The sequence below is a fragment of the Enterobacter sp. WCHEn090032 genome (assembly GCF_003986875.1).
GTDB lineage: Bacteria > Pseudomonadota > Gammaproteobacteria > Enterobacterales > Enterobacteriaceae > Enterobacter > Enterobacter sichuanensis.
This window is the reverse complement of the sequence record NZ_RXRN01000025.1, coordinates 47,336-67,126: the sequence shown is the minus strand read 5'-3', so window position 1 is coordinate 67,126 and position 19,791 is coordinate 47,336. Positions and strand designations below refer to the sequence as shown.

General features: G+C 55.4%; 19 protein-coding genes. 7 read left to right on the top strand and 12 right to left on the bottom strand.

Features of this window, described 5'->3' with window-relative positions; genetic code table 11:
* Window positions 1–150: 150 nt before the first annotated feature.
* Together pbpG and EKN83_RS18520 are read right to left on the bottom strand one after the other, a co-directional pair.
* The gene (pbpG, locus tag EKN83_RS18525) at window positions 151–1,074 is read right to left on the bottom strand and encodes a D-alanyl-D-alanine endopeptidase (protein ID WP_014884552.1); all 924 of its coding nucleotides are present in this window, start codon (window positions 1,072–1,074) and stop codon (window positions 151–153) included.
* A 167-nt stretch (window positions 1,075–1,241) separates the two neighbouring features.
* Window positions 1,242–1,829, bottom strand: a complete 588-nt coding sequence (locus tag EKN83_RS18520) for a Yip1 family protein (RefSeq protein ID WP_013097942.1) — start codon at window positions 1,827–1,829, stop codon at window positions 1,242–1,244.
* A 157-nt stretch (window positions 1,830–1,986) separates the two neighbouring features.
* Between EKN83_RS18520 and EKN83_RS18515 the strand changes: the two genes are divergently transcribed.
* Window positions 1,987–2,559, top strand: coding sequence for a DedA family protein (locus EKN83_RS18515; RefSeq protein WP_025756253.1), 573 nt, complete (start codon window positions 1,987–1,989; stop codon window positions 2,557–2,559).
* A gap of 52 nt (window positions 2,560–2,611) precedes the next feature.
* Here the strand turns inward: EKN83_RS18515 and EKN83_RS18510 are convergent, their stop codons facing one another.
* The 3 genes from EKN83_RS18510 to dusC form a co-directional block, all read right to left on the bottom strand.
* Window positions 2,612–3,376 (bottom strand): SDR family oxidoreductase, encoded by a 765-nt coding sequence (locus EKN83_RS18510; RefSeq protein ID WP_126801435.1) that lies wholly within the window; start codon window positions 3,374–3,376, stop codon window positions 2,612–2,614.
* 50 nt (window positions 3,377–3,426) lie between these two features.
* Window positions 3,427–4,845, bottom strand: coding sequence for a multidrug resistance outer membrane protein MdtQ (mdtQ, locus tag EKN83_RS18505; protein ID WP_126801434.1), 1,419 nt, complete (start codon window positions 4,843–4,845; stop codon window positions 3,427–3,429).
* A gap of 128 nt (window positions 4,846–4,973) precedes the next feature.
* On the bottom strand, window positions 4,974–5,906 hold the full coding sequence (gene dusC, locus EKN83_RS18500; RefSeq protein ID WP_025756256.1) for a tRNA dihydrouridine(16) synthase DusC: 933 nt from the start codon (window positions 5,904–5,906) through the stop codon (window positions 4,974–4,976).
* Between the two features lie 167 nt (window positions 5,907–6,073).
* Between dusC and EKN83_RS18495 the strand changes: the two genes are divergently transcribed.
* The 5 genes from EKN83_RS18495 to EKN83_RS18475 all read left to right on the top strand — a co-directional run bounded on the left by EKN83_RS18495 (window position 6,074) and on the right by EKN83_RS18475 (window position 10,532).
* Window positions 6,074–6,469, top strand: coding sequence for a CidA/LrgA family protein (locus EKN83_RS18495; protein WP_014884558.1), 396 nt, complete (start codon window positions 6,074–6,076; stop codon window positions 6,467–6,469).
* Window positions 6,466–7,161, top strand: coding sequence for a CidB/LrgB family autolysis modulator (locus EKN83_RS18490; protein WP_025756257.1), 696 nt, complete (start codon window positions 6,466–6,468; stop codon window positions 7,159–7,161). Before EKN83_RS18495 ends, EKN83_RS18490 begins: the two co-directional genes overlap by 4 nt.
* Window positions 7,162–7,290: 129 nt before the next feature.
* Window positions 7,291–8,175 (top strand): cytidine deaminase, encoded by an 885-nt coding sequence (gene cdd / locus EKN83_RS18485; RefSeq protein WP_094919123.1) that lies wholly within the window; start codon window positions 7,291–7,293, stop codon window positions 8,173–8,175.
* 128 nt (window positions 8,176–8,303) lie between these two features.
* A complete protein-coding gene (gene sanA / locus EKN83_RS18480; protein WP_014884561.1) occupies window positions 8,304–9,023 on the top strand; it encodes an outer membrane permeability protein SanA in 720 nt (239 codons plus the stop codon).
* A gap of 120 nt (window positions 9,024–9,143) precedes the next feature.
* Window positions 9,144–10,532 (top strand): glutamine synthetase family protein, encoded by a 1,389-nt coding sequence (locus EKN83_RS18475; RefSeq protein WP_126801436.1) that lies wholly within the window; start codon window positions 9,144–9,146, stop codon window positions 10,530–10,532.
* Window positions 10,533–10,581: 49 nt separating this feature from the next.
* Here the strand turns inward: EKN83_RS18475 and mglC are convergent, their stop codons facing one another.
* The 7 genes from mglC to EKN83_RS18440 form a co-directional block, all read right to left on the bottom strand.
* A complete protein-coding gene (gene mglC, locus EKN83_RS18470; RefSeq protein WP_045285165.1) occupies window positions 10,582–11,592 on the bottom strand; it encodes a galactose/methyl galactoside ABC transporter permease MglC in 1,011 nt (336 codons plus the stop codon).
* A gap of 15 nt (window positions 11,593–11,607) precedes the next feature.
* Window positions 11,608–13,128 carry a galactose/methyl galactoside ABC transporter ATP-binding protein MglA gene (mglA, locus tag EKN83_RS18465; RefSeq protein WP_025756261.1) on the bottom strand — a complete coding sequence of 507 codons (1,521 nt, stop codon included), beginning with the start codon at window positions 13,126–13,128 and terminating at the stop codon, window positions 11,608–11,610.
* A gap of 79 nt (window positions 13,129–13,207) precedes the next feature.
* A complete protein-coding gene (gene mglB / locus EKN83_RS18460; protein WP_008500923.1) occupies window positions 13,208–14,206 on the bottom strand; it encodes a galactose/glucose ABC transporter substrate-binding protein MglB in 999 nt (332 codons plus the stop codon).
* Window positions 14,207–14,501: 295 nt separating this feature from the next.
* A complete protein-coding gene (galS, locus tag EKN83_RS18455; protein ID WP_047959102.1) occupies window positions 14,502–15,524 on the bottom strand; it encodes an HTH-type transcriptional regulator GalS in 1,023 nt (340 codons plus the stop codon).
* A gap of 155 nt (window positions 15,525–15,679) precedes the next feature.
* Window positions 15,680–16,837: a DUF418 domain-containing protein YeiB gene (gene yeiB, locus EKN83_RS18450; RefSeq protein WP_025756262.1), complete on the bottom strand. Its 1,158-nt coding sequence runs from the start codon at window positions 16,835–16,837 to the stop codon at window positions 15,680–15,682.
* A gap of 19 nt (window positions 16,838–16,856) precedes the next feature.
* Entirely contained in the window at window positions 16,857–17,525 is a 669-nt protein-coding gene (gene folE / locus EKN83_RS18445; protein WP_025756263.1) for a GTP cyclohydrolase I FolE, read from the bottom strand.
* Between the two features lie 102 nt (window positions 17,526–17,627).
* The gene (locus EKN83_RS18440) at window positions 17,628–18,776 is read right to left on the bottom strand and encodes a YbfB/YjiJ family MFS transporter (RefSeq protein WP_126801433.1); all 1,149 of its coding nucleotides are present in this window, start codon (window positions 18,774–18,776) and stop codon (window positions 17,628–17,630) included.
* A gap of 138 nt (window positions 18,777–18,914) precedes the next feature.
* Between EKN83_RS18440 and fghA the strand changes: the two genes are divergently transcribed.
* Window positions 18,915–19,742 carry an S-formylglutathione hydrolase gene (gene fghA, locus EKN83_RS18435; RefSeq protein WP_126801432.1) on the top strand — a complete coding sequence of 276 codons (828 nt, stop codon included), beginning with the start codon at window positions 18,915–18,917 and terminating at the stop codon, window positions 19,740–19,742.
* The last annotated feature ends 49 nt before the right edge of the window (window positions 19,743–19,791 follow it).

Sequence of the window (19,791 nt, the reverse complement as noted above, 5' to 3'; positions counted from 1 at the left end):
TACACAAAGTGAACGGAATTACCTCCACAGTCGTATGTTCCCCCCTCACCCTAGCCCTCTCCCTCAAGGGAGAGGGGGTCGACTGTGCAGACATTATTTTGTGGGGATTCCTCAGCCCTGTGGGAGAGGGTCGGGGTGAGGGCATCAGCGTCAGTCGTTCTGCGCCGTCGCCATCTGTTCCGCTTTCTGCTTTTTATACGTCAATGCCGCAGCCGGCACAGGCTGAACTTTTCCCGTTTCAATCCAGGTGCGCAGACGGCTCGCGTCGGCGAAGTGGGTATATTTGCCGAAGGCATCCATCACCACCAGCGCCACAGGCTTACCGTTAAACACCGTGCGCATCACCAGACAGTGCCCTGCCGCGTTGGTAAAACCGGTTTTCGTTAACTGAATATTCCAGTTATCCCGATAAACCAGATGGTTAGTGTTGCGGAACGGCAGCGTATAGGCCGGGTTTGCAAAGGTCGCCATCTCTTCACGGGTGGTACTAAGCTGTCCAATCAGCGGGTACTGTTTGCTGGCAATCAGCAGTTTCGTCAGATCGCGCGCCGTGGAGACGTTGTTGATCGACAGACCCGTCGGTTCAACATAATGCGTATTGTTCATACCCAGCGCTTTGGCCTTGGCGTTCATCGCGCGGATAAACGCGTCATAGCCGCCAGGATAGTGATGCGCAAGGCTCGCCGCCGCACGGTTTTCAGACGACATCAGCGCCAGCAGCAGCATATTTTTCCGGCTGATTTCACTGTTCAGACGCACGCGAGAGTAGATCCCTTTCATCTCCGGCGTGTGGCTGATATCCACTTTCAGCTTTTCGTCCAGCGGCAGATGGGCATCAAGCACCACCATCGCGGTCATTAATTTGGTAATCGAGGCGATCGGGCGTACCAGGTCCGGATGGCTGGCGTAAATCACCTTATTAGTGTTGAGATCAACAATCATCGCGCTGCCGGAGGCAATTTGCGGCTGGGCAGCAGCGGTGGTCACCGCGGGCGTTTTGGCGACGGCTGGCACGGCAGCGGACGCGCCCAGCAACAGCGCCAGGCTAAGTAAAGAGACTCGGAATTTCAGCATGGTGAGACTTCTGATAATTATTCACGCACGTAATGACGTACACCGCCTGTGTCAACGGTGAAACACAGGCTGGCTTCGGCATCATAGCGGTCACCGGGCGTTGTCGCCAGCGGATAATCGTGAACAGATGCTGCATTGCTGGCATTTACGCCAGCAATGCAGTGAACTCAGAAGAGACGGTATCCATAACCCCAAAGAATAACCGTCAGCGCCAGTAGCGCCTCCAGGACCAGCACGCCGATGGCGAGCGTTGAACTGGAGAAGCTCAGGCCCTCTTCTTTATTGATATTGAGGAAGGTTGGGACCCCCAGATACAGCAGATAACCGGTGTAAAAGAGGGCAATGGTACCGATCAGCGCGCACAACCAGACCAGTGGATAGAGCGCAACAATACCGCTTAAGAACAGCGGGGTCGCGACATATCCGGCGAAGACCATACAGTGCGCCAGCGATGGACGTTGCGGGTAGTTACGCGCCATCCAGTGTATAACGCGCCCCATCACCGCCACCCCCGCCAGCATCAGGCCATAGAAGAGAATGGCTAGGTAAAGCCCGGTAAACCAGGAGAGCTGAACCACGGTGCCGTCCCCGAAGTTCCAGCCGATTTGTGTTGTTCCAATAAAAGCGCATATTACCGGCACCGCAGCCATCAGCAGCACATGGTGCGTGTAATGATGCGAGACCGTTTCGTTCTCACTTTTAATGACATGCATTTCACGATCGGGATGGGAGAAAAGTCCCCAGACATGGTTCATAGCGCCCCCTTGTTGTCGGCCCGTCATCGATACCTTAAGTATAATGCAGGCTTTAGATTATTTTATGTACAGTGGGAAATTTCCGTTGATTTCCCCGCTGTTGATTCATGGGGTATATGATTAAGCGAGACATACTAAGGGAGATGATATTGACGTAATGGATATCAACGGATTTATTGAACAATACGGATACGCTGCGCTGGTGGTCGGGAGCGTGGCAGAAGGTGAAACCATCACGCTGTTGGGCGGCGTCGCCGCACATCAGGGGCTGCTAAAATTCCCGCTGGTGGTTGCCGCCGTCGCGCTGGGCGGCATGATTGGCGATCAGCTGCTCTATTTTCTGGGACTGCGTTTCGGGCCTGCGTTGCTGCAACGTTTTGCTAAGCATCAAAAGAAGATCCGCAGAGCGCAACGGCTGATCCAGCGCCACCCTTACCTGTTTGTGATTGGCACCCGCTTTATGTACGGCTTTCGAATCATAGGGCCGATATTGATTGGGGCGAGCCGCCTGCCGCCTAAAATTTTCCTGCCGCTCAATATTATTGGCGCTGTTGCCTGGGCGTTGATTTTTACCACGCTCGGTTACGTGGGGGGCGAAGTGATTGGCCCGTGGCTGCATAATCTCGACCAGCACCTGAAACACTGGGCGTGGTTGATTCTGGTGGTCGGGGCGGTGATTGGGGTCAGGCTGTGGCTGAAGCATCGGGAAAAGAGGCGGGACGAGGAGTGAGGGCGTTTTTAGTTCCCTCTCCCTTTGGGAGAGGGTTAGGGTGAGGGGAAACCTACCCCTCCGGCTTAAACTGCGGATTCGCCAGCATAAATCCTCCGTCGACAATAAACGATTGCCCGGTGGTATAGCTGGCGTCGCCATCGCACAGCCACGCCACGAGGCTTGCGATCTCTTTGGTATACCCCGGTCTTGCCAGCGGGATTTCCGGCAATGAACCTTCTTTCACCGTGCTGTCATCCATGTCATTCATAGGTGTGGCAATCGCCCCCGGCGCGACGGCATTCACCAGAATGTTGTGCTTAACCAGCTCCAGCGCCATGGACTTCGTTAACCCGCCCAGCGCATGTTTTGCTGCGGTATAGGCGCTGGCCTCCGACAGCGGCGTGTGCTCATGGACCGAGGTGATATTCACAATCCGCCCCCCTTCCCCCTGCTTCACCATCTGACGTGCCGCTATCTGCGAGCAGAGAAACGCGCCGTCCACATCGACGGTGAAAATTTTCCGCCAGTCGTCAAACGGCATATCCAGAAACGGCGCTTTGGCCATCGCCCCGGCATTATTGACTAACACGTCCAGTCGACCAAAACGCGCAATCAGCGTTTCTATCGCCTCAGCGCCGTCCGGCAGAGTACTTAAATCAAGATGGATAGCCTCTGCACGCTGGCCCTGCGCTTCGATTTCACGGCAGGTGTTCAGCGCCCCGTTTTCATCTGAGTGCCAGGTGACACCAATATCAAACCCGCGCTCAGCCAGCATCAGCGCCGTGGTTTTACCAATCCCGGAATCCGATGCGGTAACAATCGCTACTCTGGTCATACTCACCTCCTGAAAAACAGCAAAGAGGTAAGTATAGATAATGGCCTTTTTTAGCCATGATGATAGCCACCGCCCAGGGCTGAGGTCAGCTGCAGCGTGGCGTCAACGTACTGACCTTTCAGCATTAATCCGGCGAGATGCTCTTTAAGCGCCGGGATTCTGGCTTCACTGACCCGGGAGCCGGCAATCATTCCCGCGCTAAAACGCGCCTGCGCCAGCGCTACCACCCGTGCCGCATCTTTTTCCACCTGTTGCTGATGACGGTTTTTCGCGGTCAGCGTTTCGACGTCACTGGCCGTGCGCGCCACCTGATTAACCGCCTCCACCACCGCTTTGTTGTAGTTCGCCACCGAGAGATTGTTCTGCGCCTGCGCGATATCCAGGCTGGCGTTCAGCCTGCCGCTGTCGAAAATGGGCAGCGTCAGCCCGGCGGTCACGCCCATCTGCTGCGCGGAAGCGCGGAACAGATCGCTGAGGTGGAGGGCATCCTGCTGTAAGAAGGCCATCAGGTTCACGTCAGGATAAAATGCCGCTCTGGCGGCCTCCACCTCACTCATGGAGGCTTCGATGTACCAGTGCGCCTCCTGCAGATCCGGACGGCGTGCCAGCAGTTCGTATCCCAGCGTCGAGGGTAACGAGGCTTCCACCGTCGGCAAGGCGTGCCGGGTAAGTGTTAAAGTGGATGAATTGGTCAGCGCGACCAGACGCGCCTCTATGGCTTTCATCTTGCCGCTCACCTCAGCCATCTGCTCTTCGGTTTTGCTGGCGTTGATATCCGTTTCGACGCCCTCTACGGAGGAGGTAATCCCATGCAGATACAGCTCGCGGTCAGCCCCGATGATATTGTCCTGTTCGCGTTTAATCTGCCCGAGTACATCCTCCGCGGCGGCCTGGGTTTGCCACTCCCAGTAGAGCCGCGCCACGCTGCTGGCCAGCAGCTGACGGGTTTGTTCAAGCTCCGCTTTTTGCGCATTGACTTTGCCTATTCTGGCCTCCACCTGCGCGCGATTTTTTCCCCACAGGTCGAGATCCCAGCCGGCGGTCAGGCCAAAGGTGCCATTGGTGTACCACGGCCCGGTGGTACCTGCCGCCGGGTCAGTAATAGCGAAGGGCCCCATCAGCCCTTCGGCGGACATTTTCTGACGTTCGGTATCCGCTGAAAAATCCATCTGCGGACCGTCGGCAGCCAGCGTGGCTTTTGCCTGGGCTTCGGCAAGCGTAATACGCTGGCGGGCAATCTGCATATCCGGCGCATCGTTCAATGCTTTTGCAATAAGACGGTTAAGCTGGGGATCGTTATACGCCTTCCACCACTCATTTTTCGGCCAGTCCTGATGATGCAAAACCGTATTAACCGACGCCGTTACCGTCCGGGCCTGGAGAGGGGAAACCGTGGCATGTTCCGGCGCACAGGCAACCAGTACAAACGCGAGGGGAGCACTCAGAGATAAAATAAAAGAACGTTTCATTACGCCATAGACTCAAAAAAGAAAGGCGCAAATTACGCTTGATGTTATTTGTTTTTTTAGTAATGCGTGGCAATCCGTAAATTGTTATACATTTACATAAACAGAAAATTATTCATCAAATGAATTAATTACTTCGACTGAATTACCCGGGCAATATCAGCGGAGGTTTGTAATGTCCGGATCTCCTGAAATAACCCCAGCGCTTCATCATATTCTTTGCGTAAATAACTCAGCCACTGTTTAATTCGCGCCACGTGATACAAACCGGTATCGCCCTGCTTTTCCAGACGGCTGTATTTTTGCAGCAGCGTGACGACATCTGCCCACGGCATACGCGGCTCGTTATATTTTACCACCCGGCTGAGGTTGGGCACATTCAGCGCCCCGCGGCCGATCATCACCGCATCGCAGCCGGTGGCGTTCAGACAGGCCTGCGCGCTCTCGTAGTCCCAGATTTCGCCGTTGGCGATCACCGGAATGGAGAGACGTTTGCGGATCTCACCAATCGCCTGCCAGTTAATGCGCTCGGCTTTATAGCCATCCTCTTTGGTGCGGCCATGCACCACCAGCTCGGTAGCCCCGGCCTGCTGCACCGCATCGGCGATTTCAAATTGCCGGGCATCGCTGTCCCACCCCAGGCGCACCTTAACCGTCACCGGCAAATGCGAAGGCACGGCCTCACGCATTGCTTTCGCGCCGCGATAAATCAGCTCCGGATCTTTCAGCAACGTCGCTCCGCCGCCGCTGCCGTTCACCAGCTTCGACGGGCAGCCGCAGTTGAGATCCACGCCGTAAGAGCCCAGTTCAACCGCACGAGCGGCGTTTTCCGCCAGCCATTCCGGATACTGACCGAGCAGTTGAATACGCACCAGCGTGCCGGAAGAGGTCCGGCTGTTGTTGTGCAGCTCGGGGCACAGGCGGAAGAAGGATTTTACCGGCAACAACATATCGACCACGCGCAGAAACTCCGTCACGCAGAGATCGTAATCGTTCACCTCGGTCAGAAGCTCGCGCACGAGGGAGTCGAGCACGCCTTCCATTGGGGCCAGTAAAACACGCATAGCAGTACCTGTAAAAAAAGACGCGCTATAGTATCTGCTCTCCGGGTATGTGGAAAGCACGACGTTCCATTCAGGAATGTCTGGTATGCTCAAATTTCATGATGTGATCCGTGGCACATTTTCAGGTTTAATTGTATGATGAATTCGTTTCAGCAAGGACTTTCACCATGAGTAAATCATTGAACATTATCTGGCAATATCTGCGCGCATTCGTCCTGATTTATGCCTGCCTGTATGCCGGGATTTTCATCGCGTCGCTGCTGCCCATTACTATTCCCGGCAGCATTATCGGTATGCTGATCCTCTTTGTTTTGCTGGCGTTGCAAATTCTGCCCGCAAAGTGGGTCAACCCCGGCTGCTTTGTCCTTATTCGCTATATGGCGCTGCTTTTCGTGCCTATCGGCGTCGGGGTGATGCAGTATTTTGATTTGCTTAAAGCCCAGTTCGGCCCGATCGTGGTCTCCTGCGCGGTCAGTACGCTGGTGGTTTTCCTGGTGGTGAGCTGGAGTTCGCATCTGGTGCATGGTGAACGCAACGTGATCGGGGAGAAAACAAAAAAATGATAGCCAATATCTGGTGGTCGCTGCCGTTAACCCTGGTGGTGTTCTTCGCCGCACGTAAACTTGCCGCACGTTTCAAAATGCCCTTGCTGAACCCGCTGCTGGTGGCGATGGTGGTGATTATCCCGTTCCTGCTGCTCACCGGCATTCCTTACGAACGCTACTTTGCTGGCAGCAAAATCCTCAACGACCTGCTGCAGCCCGCCGTTGTCGCGCTGGCGTTTCCTTTATATGAACAGCTGCACCAGATCCGTGCTCGCTGGAAATCCATCATCACCATCTGTTTTGTCGGCAGCCTGGTGGCAATGATTACGGGGACATCGGTGGCGCTGTTGATGGGGGCTTCCCCGCAGATTGCGGCGTCTATCCTGCCGAAATCGGTGACCACGCCTATCGCGATGGCGGTCGGCGGCAGCCTCGGCGGTATTCCGGCCATCAGCGCAATGTGCGTGATTTTCGTTGGCATTCTTGGCGCGGTATTTGGTCATACCCTGCTGAACGCCATGCGTATCCATACGAAGGCTGCCCGGGGACTGTCGATGGGTACCGCCTCGCATGCGCTGGGCACCGCCCGCTGCGCGGAGCTGGATTATCAGGAAGGGGCGTTTAGCTCCCTGGCGCTGGTGATCTGCGGGATTATCACCTCCCTGCTGGCCCCGTTTATTTTCCCGCTGATTCTGGCGGTGATGGGCTAAAATTTGCGATGCGTCGCGCAAATTTCATTTTGATTTCATAAGTTGCATACATAATGAGAAATGGATCACATATAAAGCCCTGACGGCTCCGTAAACTACCGATCCATTAACCTTTATGAGGCAAACGCCATGCACCCACGTTTTCAAGCTGCTTTCGCCCAGCTTGCAGAGAATTTGCAGTCAGCCCTGGCTCCCGTTCTGGCAGATGCACACTTCCCCGCCCTGTTGACGGCTGAGCAGGTCACGATGCTGAAACAGGCAACGGGACTGGACGAAGACGCGCTGGCTTTCGCACTGCTGCCCCTGGCCGCCGCCTGCGCGCGGGCCGATCTTTCCCACTTCAACGTCGGTGCCATTGCACGCGGGATCAGCGGTACCTGGTACTTCGGTGGCAATATGGAATTTCTGGGCGCAACCATGCAGCAAACCGTTCACGCCGAGCAGAGCGCCATCAGCCACGCCTGGCTGCGCGGTGAAAAAGCACTGAGCGCCATTACCGTGAACTACACCCCTTGCGGTCACTGCCGTCAGTTCATGAACGAGCTGAACAGCGGTCTGCAGCTGCGCATCAACCTGCCGGGCCGCGCGCCGCACACGCTAGCGGATTACCTGCCAGACGCGTTTGGCCCGAAAGATCTGGAGATCAAAACGCTGCTGATGGACGAGCAGGACCACGGTTTCGCCCTGTCCGGCGATGACCTGTCCCAGGCGGCCATTCGCGCTGCCAACAAGAGCCATACCCCGTACAGCAAGTCCCCGAGCGGGGTGGCGCTACAGTGCCGCGATGGGCGCATCTTTAGCGGCAGCTATGCGGAGAACGCGGCGTTTAACCCAACGCTGCCGCCGCTGCAGGGCGCCCTCAACCTGCTGAGCCTGAACGGCTATGACTATCCTGACATTCAGCGCGCCATTCTGGCAGAGAGAGCCGATGCGCCGCTGATTCAGTGGGATGCCACCGCCGCGACGCTCAAGGCGCTGGGCTGTACGACGATTGACCGCGTACTGCTTGCCTGATTCCTTCCGGCGGGCAGAAATGCCCGCCAGTTTGCTGAAAAACCCCTCAGTTGAGTCGCTGTTTCTTGCGCTAACCAGGCGGGTAAAGTAGCCTGAGTTAAATTTCATCTTCGGTACGAGCCATCTGCATGTTAAAGCGCGTGTTTTACAGCCTGTCTGTCCTGGTCGGCATACTGCTGTTGATCGTGCTCGGTCTCGACCGCTGGATGAGCTGGAAAACCGCCCCTTACATCTTTGATGACCTGCAAGACCTGCCCTATCGTCAGGTGGGCGTAGTGCTCGGCACCGCCAAGTATTACCGCACCGGCGTCATCAACCAGTATTACCGTTACCGCATCCAGGGCGCGCTGAACGCCTACAACAGCGGCAAAGTGAACTACCTGCTGTTAAGCGGGGATAACGCCCTGCAAAGCTATAACGAACCGGTGACGATGCGTAAGGATTTGATTGCCGCGGGGGTGGACCCTGCTGATATCGTCCTCGACTACGCCGGGTTCCGCACCCTCGACTCCATCGTGCGCACGCGCAAAGTCTTCGACACCAACGACTTCATCATCATCACCCAGCGCTTCCACTGCGAGCGCGCGCTGTTTATCGCCCTGCATATGGGTATTCAGGCGCAGTGCTACGCGGTGCCATCGCCAAAAGATATGCTCAGCGTGCGCGTTCGCGAATTTGGCGCCCGCTTTGGCGCCCTGGCAGACCTCTATATTTTCAAACGCGAACCGCGCTTCTTAGGCCCGCTGGTGCCGATTCCGGCGATGCATGAAGTGCCTGAAGACGCTCAGGGTTACCCGGCGGTGACGCCAGAGCAACTGCTTGATATGCAGAAAAAAGAGAAAAAATAGCCCGCCTTTATACTTTCTTTACGCCGGGCGCGACGCTTTTTATCCCGCCTTTACGCCGGCTCTTTTACGCTGAGTTCACTGCCGCTACGGCTTCATTGAAGAATGACTATGAACTCGATAATGAATGCGTTTTTCCTGAAAAGTCTCCGCCCGTATTTTAACTTTCCCGGTTTATCCCTCCCCGGCACACTGAATTCCGGCCTCTGGCTTGATGAAAAAATTGATGCCCTGCAGCACAACATTGCCGTGGAGGTGGCCGATTACCTGGAACGCTACCCGCAGACGAAGCACGTTGACGTTTATCTGAACGATATCAACGGCACGATGCGCGGCAAACGCCTCTCGGTAGAAAGCACGCTGACGCTGGAAAACGGCTGTTATTTTCCGCTTTCCGTCTATTCGATGGACCAGAAAGGACAAATCGCCGCCTCGCTGCCTGATGAACCCGACCGCCTTTGCGTCCCCGTCGCCGGCTCCCTGCGTCCCTGTCCACACGATCCACAGCACAACGCGCAGATCCTGCTGACGATGAAAGACAGCGACGAGAAACCCTGCCCGCTTGAGCCGCGTGTGATCCTGCAAACTGTACTTTCCCGCTTCCACCAGCACGGGCTCTTCCCGGTTATTGCCCCGGAAATCGAGTTCTACCTGACGGAACAGTGGCGACAGGATGCGCAAAATCAGGGCTGCTTTCATATGGATACCCCGAGCGCGCACGCGGCGCTGTTTGACGAACTGGAACAACTGGCACACCTTCAGCGCATTCCGCTCACCGGGATCGTGGCGGAAGCCGAGTCCGGTCAGTACGAATTAAACCTGAAGCATAGCCATCACGTTGTTGAGGTCTGTGATAACGTGCTGGCGCTACGCCGCCTGGCCCGATACGCGGCGGAAAAACACGGCCTGCAGGCCAACTTTATGGCCAAGCCTTTCAGCCAGCTCTCGGGCAGCGGTTTTCACGTCCACTTCAGCCTCAACGACAGCCGCGGCAACAACCTCTTTGCCTCACCGGTGAATGCGCTTAACAGCATGATGCGTTTATGTATCGCGGGCCAGCTGGCGCTGATGCCCGCCTCCGTCGCCATTCTTGCCCCGGGCGTCAACGCGTTTCGTCGTTTGCGTAAAAACCTGACGGAACCCCTCTTTCACTCCTGGGGTTATAACACCCGTACCGCCGCCCTGCGGATCCCCTGCTCGGATGACAGCAACCGTCGCATTGAGTACCGTCTGGCCGGGGCTGATGCCAATCCCTATCTGGTGGTTGCAACCCTCCTGACCGGCATGCTGTACGGGCTGGAAAATATCGACGAGGAGGCGTTGGCTGAACCGCAGCAGGACCAACCCGACCTGCCGCTGTTTCAGCAGGAAGCGATTGAGACCTTCGCCCGCTGTCAATATCTCACTGACAGCCTGGGTGAGGCCTTTTCTGAACAGTGGGTTGCCTGCAAGCTCTCAGAACTCGACTGGTTTGAGCGCATTGTAACCCGGGAGGAGTCTAATCTGGCGTAGGGCATAAAAAAGCCCGCTCGTTGAGCGGGCCGCAGGAGAGGAGTGAGGCTTACTTCTTACGCGCGTATTTCAGTGAATCCAGCGCGACCGCGAAGATGATGATGGCGCCCTTGATGATGTACTGCCAGTACGGGTTTACGCCGATATAGGTCAGCCCGTAGTTGATGACGGTGAAGATGATCACACCGGTCACCACGCCGAGTACGGTACCCACACCACCGCTGAAGGAGACGCCGCCCACCACGCAGGCTGCGATCGCATCCAGCTCATACATGAAGCCAAGGTTGTTGGTTGCTGAGCCGATACGGCCCGCTTCCAGCATCCCGCCGAAGGCGTAGAACACCCCGGACAGGGCATAGATGATGAGCAGGTTCAGGGCAACGTTTACGCCGGAGACTTTCGCCGCTTCCGGGTTACCCCCGATAGCGAAAATGTTTTTACCAAAGCGCGTTTTGTTCCACAGGATCCAGACGAAGGCCACCGCAATCAGGGCATAGAAGGTGATATACGACAGGCGGAAGCTGCCCAGCGCGATAAACCCTTGCGTAAAGCTTGAGAAGCCGCTGTCAAAGCCCGAAATAGGAGACGCACCGACAAAGTCGTAGTACAGGGAGTTGATACCGTAAACGATGATCATCGTACCCAGCGTGGTGATAAATGGCGTCACGTTCAGGTAGGCGATGATAATACCGTTGATCAGACCAATCACCGCACCAATGGCGCAGACAATCAGGATCACCACGAAAATGGGCATGGTGGCCATTTCCGGGAAGACCTTGTTGGCGTTTTCCATCGACTGCAGCAGGGTTGCCGCGATAACCGCCGCCAGGCCGACCTGGCGACCGGCAGAAAGGTCTGTCCCCTGGGTGACGATCAGGCCCGCTACGCCCAGCGCAATGATAATACGCACGGAGGACTGGGTCAGAATGTTACTCAGGTTCAACAGGCTTAAGAACGTAGGGTCCTGGAAAATGATAATGGCCAGCAGTACTAAAAGAACAACGTAAATACCGCCTTCTTTCAGGTAAGTGAGAAAACTTTTTTTATTTAACGCACTCATGAGGAGCCCCTGATCTTAAAGGTGCAAAGACGCAAGACGCAAAATTTCGTTTTGCGTTGTCGTTTTGGTGTCAACAATACCGGCAACGAGACCATTGCTCATAACCAGAATACGATCTGTGATCCCTAACAATTCCGGCATTTCGGAAGAAATAATAATGATCCCTTTATTCTTTTTCGCCAGCTCGGCAATCAGTTGATAAATTTCAAACTTCGCGCCGACGTCAATACCGCGGGTAGGCTCATCCAGCATCAGAATCTCCGGCTGGGTTAATAACCAGCGGCCGATAATGACTTTCTGCTGGTTACCGCCCGAAAGCGAACCGATCTGAGTGCGGTGCCCTGGCGTTTTCACGCGCATGGAGTCAATAACCCATTGGGTATCGCTCTTCATGCGGGAGTTATCCAGCAGCCCGACTTTGTTTTTATAATTCCGAATATTAGAAATTAACGAGTTAAAGTTAATATCCAGATACGCATAAATACCGGTCGAACGACGCTCTTCCGTCACCAGCGCAAAACCATTATTAATGGCTTCGTTGGCGTTGTGGTTGTTAATCTTTTTGCCGTGCAGCGTAATCGTGCCTTCGGCTTTCTCACGAATGCCAAACAGGGTTTCCACGATGTCGGTACGCTTTGCCCCCACCAGACCGGCAATGCCCAGGATTTCACCCTTGTGCAGGTCGAAGGAGACATCGCGGATAGAGGGCTGACGCAGCGAAGTCAGGTTGCGGACTTCGAGGATCACTTCACCCGGTTTGTTTTCTTTGTCCGGGAAGCGCTGGTTCAGGGAACGGCCAACCATCATGGCGATGATCTTGTCCATGTCCAGCCCTTCGAGCGGCTGCGTGGCAATCCACTGACCGTCGCGCAAAATGGTTATCTCATCACACAGCTGGAAGATCTCTTCCATTTTGTGGGAGATATACACAATGCCGCAGCCGCGGTCTTTAAGCTTACGGATAATAGTAAAAAGGTGATTAACCTCTTTTTCCGTCAGTGACGATGTCGGTTCGTCCATGATGACGATTTTCGCATCATAGGAGAAGGCTTTAGCAATTTCGATCATCTGCATCTGGGATACGGATAATGTTCCCACGCGGGCGCGCGGATCGATATCAATATCCAGCTCATCGAAAATCGCTTTGGTGTCCCGATACATTTTGTCCTGATCGACAAAAACACCTTTGGTGGGATAACGTCCCAACCACATGTTATCCATAACTGAACGCTGCAGTACCAGGTTTAATTCCTGGTGAACCATCGAGATACCGTTTTCCAGTGCTTCTTTCGCTGAATGGAAATCGATCTCTTTCCCCTGAAAAAGAATGCTGCCAGAATCTTTTTGATAGATCCCAAAAAGGCATTTTAATAATGTTGATTTACCCGCACCGTTCTCCCCCATTAAAGCATGAATAGAGTGAGGACGAACTTTTAAATTAACGTTATCGAGTGCCTTAACGCCGGGAAATGACTTGTTGATACCGTTCATTTCCAACAGGTATTCACCGGATGACGGAGTAGTTGTGCTGACCATAATTATACCTTGTTGGCCTCGCATATCGCGTTATAAAAGGGCGCAACGAATTGCGCCCAGTGAAGACAATTTAATGCTCTTATTTACCGATAAACTCAGCCAGGTTGGACTGGTCTACGCCCACGTAAGGTACGCGAACGATTTTATTATCAATCTTCCAGTTGGTGCCGTCTGCCGCACCTTTGCCATCGGCCAGATTTTTCGCCAGATCGAAGGTCGCTTTCGCCTGGTTGTTGGCATCGTTCAGCACGGTACCGGCCATCGCACCGGATTTAACCAGCGCCAGCGCTTCTGGCAGCGCATCCACGCCGAATACCGGGATGGAGGATTTATTGTGAGCTTTCAGCGCTTCTACCGCACCCATTGCCATCGCATCGTTGTTGGCGATAACAACTTCAATTTTGTTGGCGTTAGGACCGGACAGCCACGCGTCCATCTTATCTTTCGCCTGAGCGGTGTCCCACATCGCGGTATCTAACGCCAGCTGCTGGGTTTTCAGACCCTTGTCGTTCAGCTCTTTGATAACGTAAGTGGTACGGGCTTCCGCATCCGGATGGCCAGGTTCGCCTTTCAGCAGCACAAACTGAATCTGACCGTCTTTATTCAGGTCCCAGTTCGGGTTTGCCGCCCAGTGTTTCGCGATCAGATCGCCCTGAATAATGCCGGACTCTTTGGAGTCGGTACCGACGTAATACGCTTTGTCGTAGCTGTCCAGCGCCTTACGGGAAGGTTCTTTGTTGAAGAAGACGATCGGCACGTTCTGGCCGCGCGCTTTTTCAATCACCGTGCCTGCTGCCGCCGGGTCAACCAGGTTGATGGCCAGGGCTTTCACGCCTTTCGCCAGCAGAACGTCGATCTGGTCATTCTGTTTGGACTGGTCGTTCTGGGAGTCATTCATCAGCAGCTGAACGTCTGGCGCTGCTTTAGCATCTTTCTCAATTGCTTTACGCACAACAGACATGAAGTTGTCGTCGTATTTATAGATGGTCACACCAATACGGGTATCCGCAGCGTGCGCTGCTGCACCAAAAAGCATGCTTGCCATTACAGCAGACAGAGTCAACACCTTCTTATTCATGGTATCTCCGGTTTTTTTTATGCAGGGTAGTTCTTGTGAATAACGATCGGCGGGCAGGTGTTAATAAAACGTTACTGACAGCCGAAGTTCACTTATAAAATTTCTATCTTCCGTGTTCGGTAACGCTCCAGAAATGCGTTTTATTCGTTGTTTGCGGCACGTTGGCTATAGTGAAAGTGAATAATCACTGTTACATAGCGTTTCAGCCCCTAAAACGCTGACATCATAGTCAGCGCCTTGTTAAGATACTGTGAATTTACTCACAGATTGAAAACGGTTACATCACCCCATGTAATCAGTTAGTGATCGGAACCACAATTTGCCGGGCCGCAACGGAGTGACGACGTACTAAAGTCGGCATGAAACAATGTGTTGCCCCCGGATCCAGTAGCCCTGCTGCCCCCTGTAACGCCAGTTCAGTCGCCAGTTTCGCCATAGAGGCTATAGGGTAACGCACCGTTGTCAGCTGCGGGTCGGTGTAACGGGCAATCGGGATATCGTCAAAACCAATGAGTGATAAATGCTGTGGCACCGCAATACCGTTATCTTTCAGCGCCGTCAGGGCCCCGGCCGCCATGCTGTCGTTATAGGCAAACACCGCTGAAAGCTGAAGATTGCGGCCCAGCAGCTCCACCATTGCCGCCTCACCGCCCTGCATATCCGGCGTACCGGTCCCAACCCAGCTCTCGGATGGCGTAATGCCATGCTCTTTCAGGGCGTTCTGCCACCCCTCGCGCCGCAGTTCATCATCTTCAATCTGGTGGCTGGAGGCCAGATAACCGATCCGCTGATGGCCGTTGTTGATGAGCATTTTGGTGGCCATCATCGCGCCGCTGACGTTATCCAGCCCGACGCAGCGGTGGGCATAGCCCGGAACGATGCGGTTAATCAGCACCATGCCCGGGATCTGATCCATAAACCCGATTAACTCTTCGTCGCTCAGGGCCTTAGAGTGAACGATCAGGGCGTTACAGCGCTGACGGATCAGCACTTCGATGGCATAGCGCTCTTTTTCCGCCTCATGATAGCTATTGCCGATCAGGACATATTTCTGATGCTGCTGGGCGACCACATCGACCGCTTTCACCAGCGCACCAAAAAAGGCGTCCGATACATCCATCACCACCACGCCGATGGTGTCGCTGACCTGCGTTGCAAGCGCCTGGGCATTGGCATTTGGCCGGTACCCAAGCTGAGTCACGGCTTTCATTACGGTTTCACGGGTTTCAGGGCTAACCAGCGCGCTGTTGTTCAGGACACGCGAGACGGTAGCCACAGAAACGCCCGCCTGACGGGCGACGTCACGAATGGTGATCATATTCACCATCCTTCAAAGGATTGCAGCAACTCACAGACACCCCCTGTGTTTAGCAAGGTGGCTATTTTGGCAGTGAGAGAAAGGGGACTACGTGAAGAAGCTCACACTCATGAAAACGCTTACATCCGTTTTGTTAATGATTGTGATCCAGATCGTTATCTGGATGTATTTTTCAATGATATCCCTGAAGCACGTGCGGTTAACTGACGCCACACCCACTCCAGTGGCCCCTGGCGGAAATAGCGTAGCCAGAGAACAGAAAACGCCAGGTTTACCGCCCAGACCGGGATAACAAACGCCAGCAGTTCGAGGCGGTCGAATTTCATAAACAGACCAAAGCGATAGAAAAGCGTGGTGCAGATAAGCGTTTGCAGGAGGTAATTGCTTAACGCCATGCGCCCCACGCAGGCGATAGCGCTGACCATCCACAGGCGAGAAAGCGTCGGCCAGAAGCCATAGATCAGCGCCGCATAGCCGATGGTCTGGAACGGTGCGCTCAGCTCACGCGGTACCTGGAGCAGGAAAGCGCACCAGCGGTAATCCCAGTGAAGGTGCCACTGCGCCATCACCGCCGGAAGGTTAATCAGCACGCCGAGCAGCACCAGCCCGGTGCCGGTGCGGCGATAGTGGCGCAGGCTGAATTCGCCTTTCAGCCAGCCGGTGCGCATCAGTGACGCGCCCATCAGCATCATTCCCGCCAGCTGCCAGCCGTATTGCGCGCCCAGCGCAAGGAGGCTATCGCCCAGCATATCCGCACGGTTGCTTATTGCTTCCGTACCGCCCTTCAGCTTCCAGTATTGCTCGTACTGCAGGTTTGCGGCATCCGGGATCCAGGAACGGTTTGTCGCCTCGCCCGAGATCATCCCCAACAGCAGCAGCACAGCCAGCCCCATAACATAGAGCATTACGCCGGTGTTAAAGAGGCTTTTTACGCTGTGCGCATCGCGAATGAGACGCCAGCAGATGAGCCCGACTAAGCCATACGCGAGGAGAATATCGCCATCCCAGAAGAACAGCCCGTGGATAAACCCGAGAATAACCAGCAGCGTCAGACGCGACTGGATCCAGCGCGTGCCGCGCCTGAGGAGGAGCTGCAGGCCTGCGCCAAACAGCAGGGCAAAGAGCGTAAGAAATTTGACCTGCGCGAAGAGATCGAGGATCGCCCATGTCCAGGCATCACTGCGCGTGATGTCGCCATACCACGCAGGGTTAAGATAGGCCGCCTTCGGCAGACCGAAGGCGCTGATATTGAGCAGCAGGATACCGAGAATGGCGACGCCGCGAACAAAATCGAGCGTGACGTTTCGCTCCATGGTCCCTGCCCTGTAAGACTTAGTTGTGGTGACGAACGGCGCGCAGGAACTCCTGGCGGGTATTCTGGCTCGATTTAAACAGCCCACCCAGCGAGGTAGTGGTAGTCGCACTGGTGGCATCACGCACGCCGCGCGCTTTCACGCAGTAGTGAACCGCGTCGATTGAGACGGCCACGTTATTGGTGCCGAGCAACGTTTGCAGCGCGGTCAGGATCTGCTGCGTCAGACGCTCCTGCACCTGTGGACGCTGCGCAAAGAACTGCACAATGCGGTTGATCTTCGACAGGCCAATCACCGTATCTTTGGGGATATACGCCACGGTCGCTTTACCGTCGATAGTGACGAAATGGTGTTCGCAGGTGCTGGTCAGCGTGATATCACGCACCGTCACCATCTCATCCACTTTCATCTTATTTTCGATGACGGTAATTTTCGGGAAGTTGGCGTAATCCAGGCCAGAGAAAATTTCGTCGACGTACATTTTCGCGATGCGGTGCGGCGTCTCCATCAGACTGTCGTCACTCAGATCGAGATTCAGCAGCTCCATGATATCGGTCATATGACCGGCAATCAGACGCTTGCGGGTTTCATTGTCCATATCCTGAACGGGCGGACGCAGTGGCGTTTCAAGACCGCGCGCAACCAGGGCTTCATGGACCAGGGCAGCTTCTTTACTGAGTGATGACATTTTGTTCTCCTGCAGGTGTGGCGTCTTTTGCCCTCGTTGTGGCAAAAGTATGCGCTCATTGTGCGTGAGGCCGCGCACATAATCCAGTATTCACGACGATAATTATTGCAATTGCTGTTGCCTTTCAGCGTGACGATTCCACACCAGGGCACCGCCGACGAACAGCGCAACGCCCGCCAGGCCCAGCGCAGGCTCCAGCCGGTGGGTAAGCCAGGTCGATAACGCTGAGGTTACCGGCCCTACCAGCTGGCCTATGGCATACCCGGTCGTGAGCAAACCGGCCATATACCGCGTGTGCTCCGGAGCCAGTTCGCGGCCGTACAGCAGCGAGAGCTGAACGGCGCAGAGGAACCCGCCGCCCACCAGTAGCCCGCCTGTCAGCAATCCGCCAATTCCGGCCAGCAGCCAGGCCGCCAGCACGCCGGCCCCCTGAAGCCACAGCACGATAGCCAGCCGGCGGTTAGCCGTTGAGGTATGGCGCAAAAGAATGCTGAGCGCAATGCCCACCACGGCGGCGAGACCAAAAATCGGCCAGACGAACTGGGCAAACAGGCTGCCGGGAAAACGTACGGCCGCCATTTGCGATAAAAAGGTCGCCGGCAGAATGTACCCAAACCCGGCCAGGCTGTAGCTCCAGACCAGGCGTTTTAAATCTGCCGTCAGTACCAGCGGCTCCGGTGCGGTGCCGGGTCGATGAAGTTGTCCGGCTCGCGGCAGGTAGCGTGCCACCAGCGCAATCAACACCAGCGCCAGCACGCCGTAAATTTGCCATGCCGCACCGGCCGAAAGGGATTTCGCCTGAATATAGACGGCGAGCAGCCCGCTCAGGGCAATGCCTGCTCCGGGCCCGGCAAACACAGCGGCGCTCAGGCCCGGTTTGCCCAGCTGGCCCAGTCGTTCGTTGGTCCAGGCAGCAATCAGCACCATAGACCAGCCGCTCATGCAGCCAATCACAAAGCGCAGCAGGCCATGTACAACGGCGTTATCCGCCGCGGCGGAGAGCAGCGTCAACGCCACCGCCCCCGCGATGCCCAGCCAGAGACGCATTTCAACAAAGCGGTGGGCGCGCATCGCATCCCACGCGCCCACCAGATAGCCCAGATAGTTCATCGCCGCCACCAGACCCGCGCTGGTCAGCGTAAGCTGCCCGGCAGCTATCATCAGCGGCACCTGAGGGGTAAAGGCAAAGCGCCCGATTCCCATTGCCACCACCAGAACGACGAACCCACTGAGCGCAATACGCAGCGCCATGAACGCTCCAAATGTTAAAGAAAAGTAAATTTATGATGCAGCATCTCGTCGTCTGACGAAAGTGAAAGTTGCTCACAGGTTAATGAAAACGCTGTATTATGGGTTTTATGACTGCACATTCTCATTAAGGAGCCCAGCATGGAACTGCTCGAAGAGCACCGTTGTTTTGAAGGTCGACAGCAGCGCTGGCGGCACGACTCCACCGTTCTGAACTGTGCGATGACGTTCAGCATTTTCCTGCCCGCGACGGAAAACCCGCCGGTTCTGTTCTGGCTTTCCGGCCTGACCTGCAACGATGAAAACTTCACCACCAAAGCGGGCGCGCAGCGTATTGCTGCCGAACTGGGTATTGCGCTGGTCATGCCTGACACCAGCCCACGTGGCGATGATGTGGCCGACGATACGGAATACGACCTGGGCAAAGGCGCCGGCTTTTATCTGAATGCTACCGAACTGCCCTGGGCGCGCCACTACCGTATGTATGATTACATTCGCGATGAACTTCCTGCCCTCGTGCAGTCTCAGTTTGCGGTCAGCCAGCGCTGCGCGATCAGCGGCCACTCGATGGGCGGTCACGGGGCGCTGATCTTGGCGCTGAAAAACCCAGGAAAATACGTCAGCGTGTCGGCATTTGCGCCTATCGTGAACCCCACCCAGGTGCCATGGGGGCAAAAAGCCTTTACCCACTATCTGGGTGACGATACGGAAAAATGGCTGGCATGGGACAGCTGTGCGCTGATGCTGAACAGCAAACCGGAAGATGCCCTTCCTATCCTTATCGATCAGGGAGATGCGGATCAGTTCCTTGCCGGGCAGCTACAGCCCGCGGTGCTGGCAGAAGCGGCACGCCAGAAAGACTGGCCGCTGACGCTGCGTATTCAACCGGGATACGATCACAGCTATTACTTCATCGCATCCTTTATTGAGGATCATCTCCGCTTCCATGCAGAGCATTTGTTCGGGTAAGTGCGGCCTTTTTTGCCCGGTGGCGCTTCGCTTACCGGGCCTGCAAGCT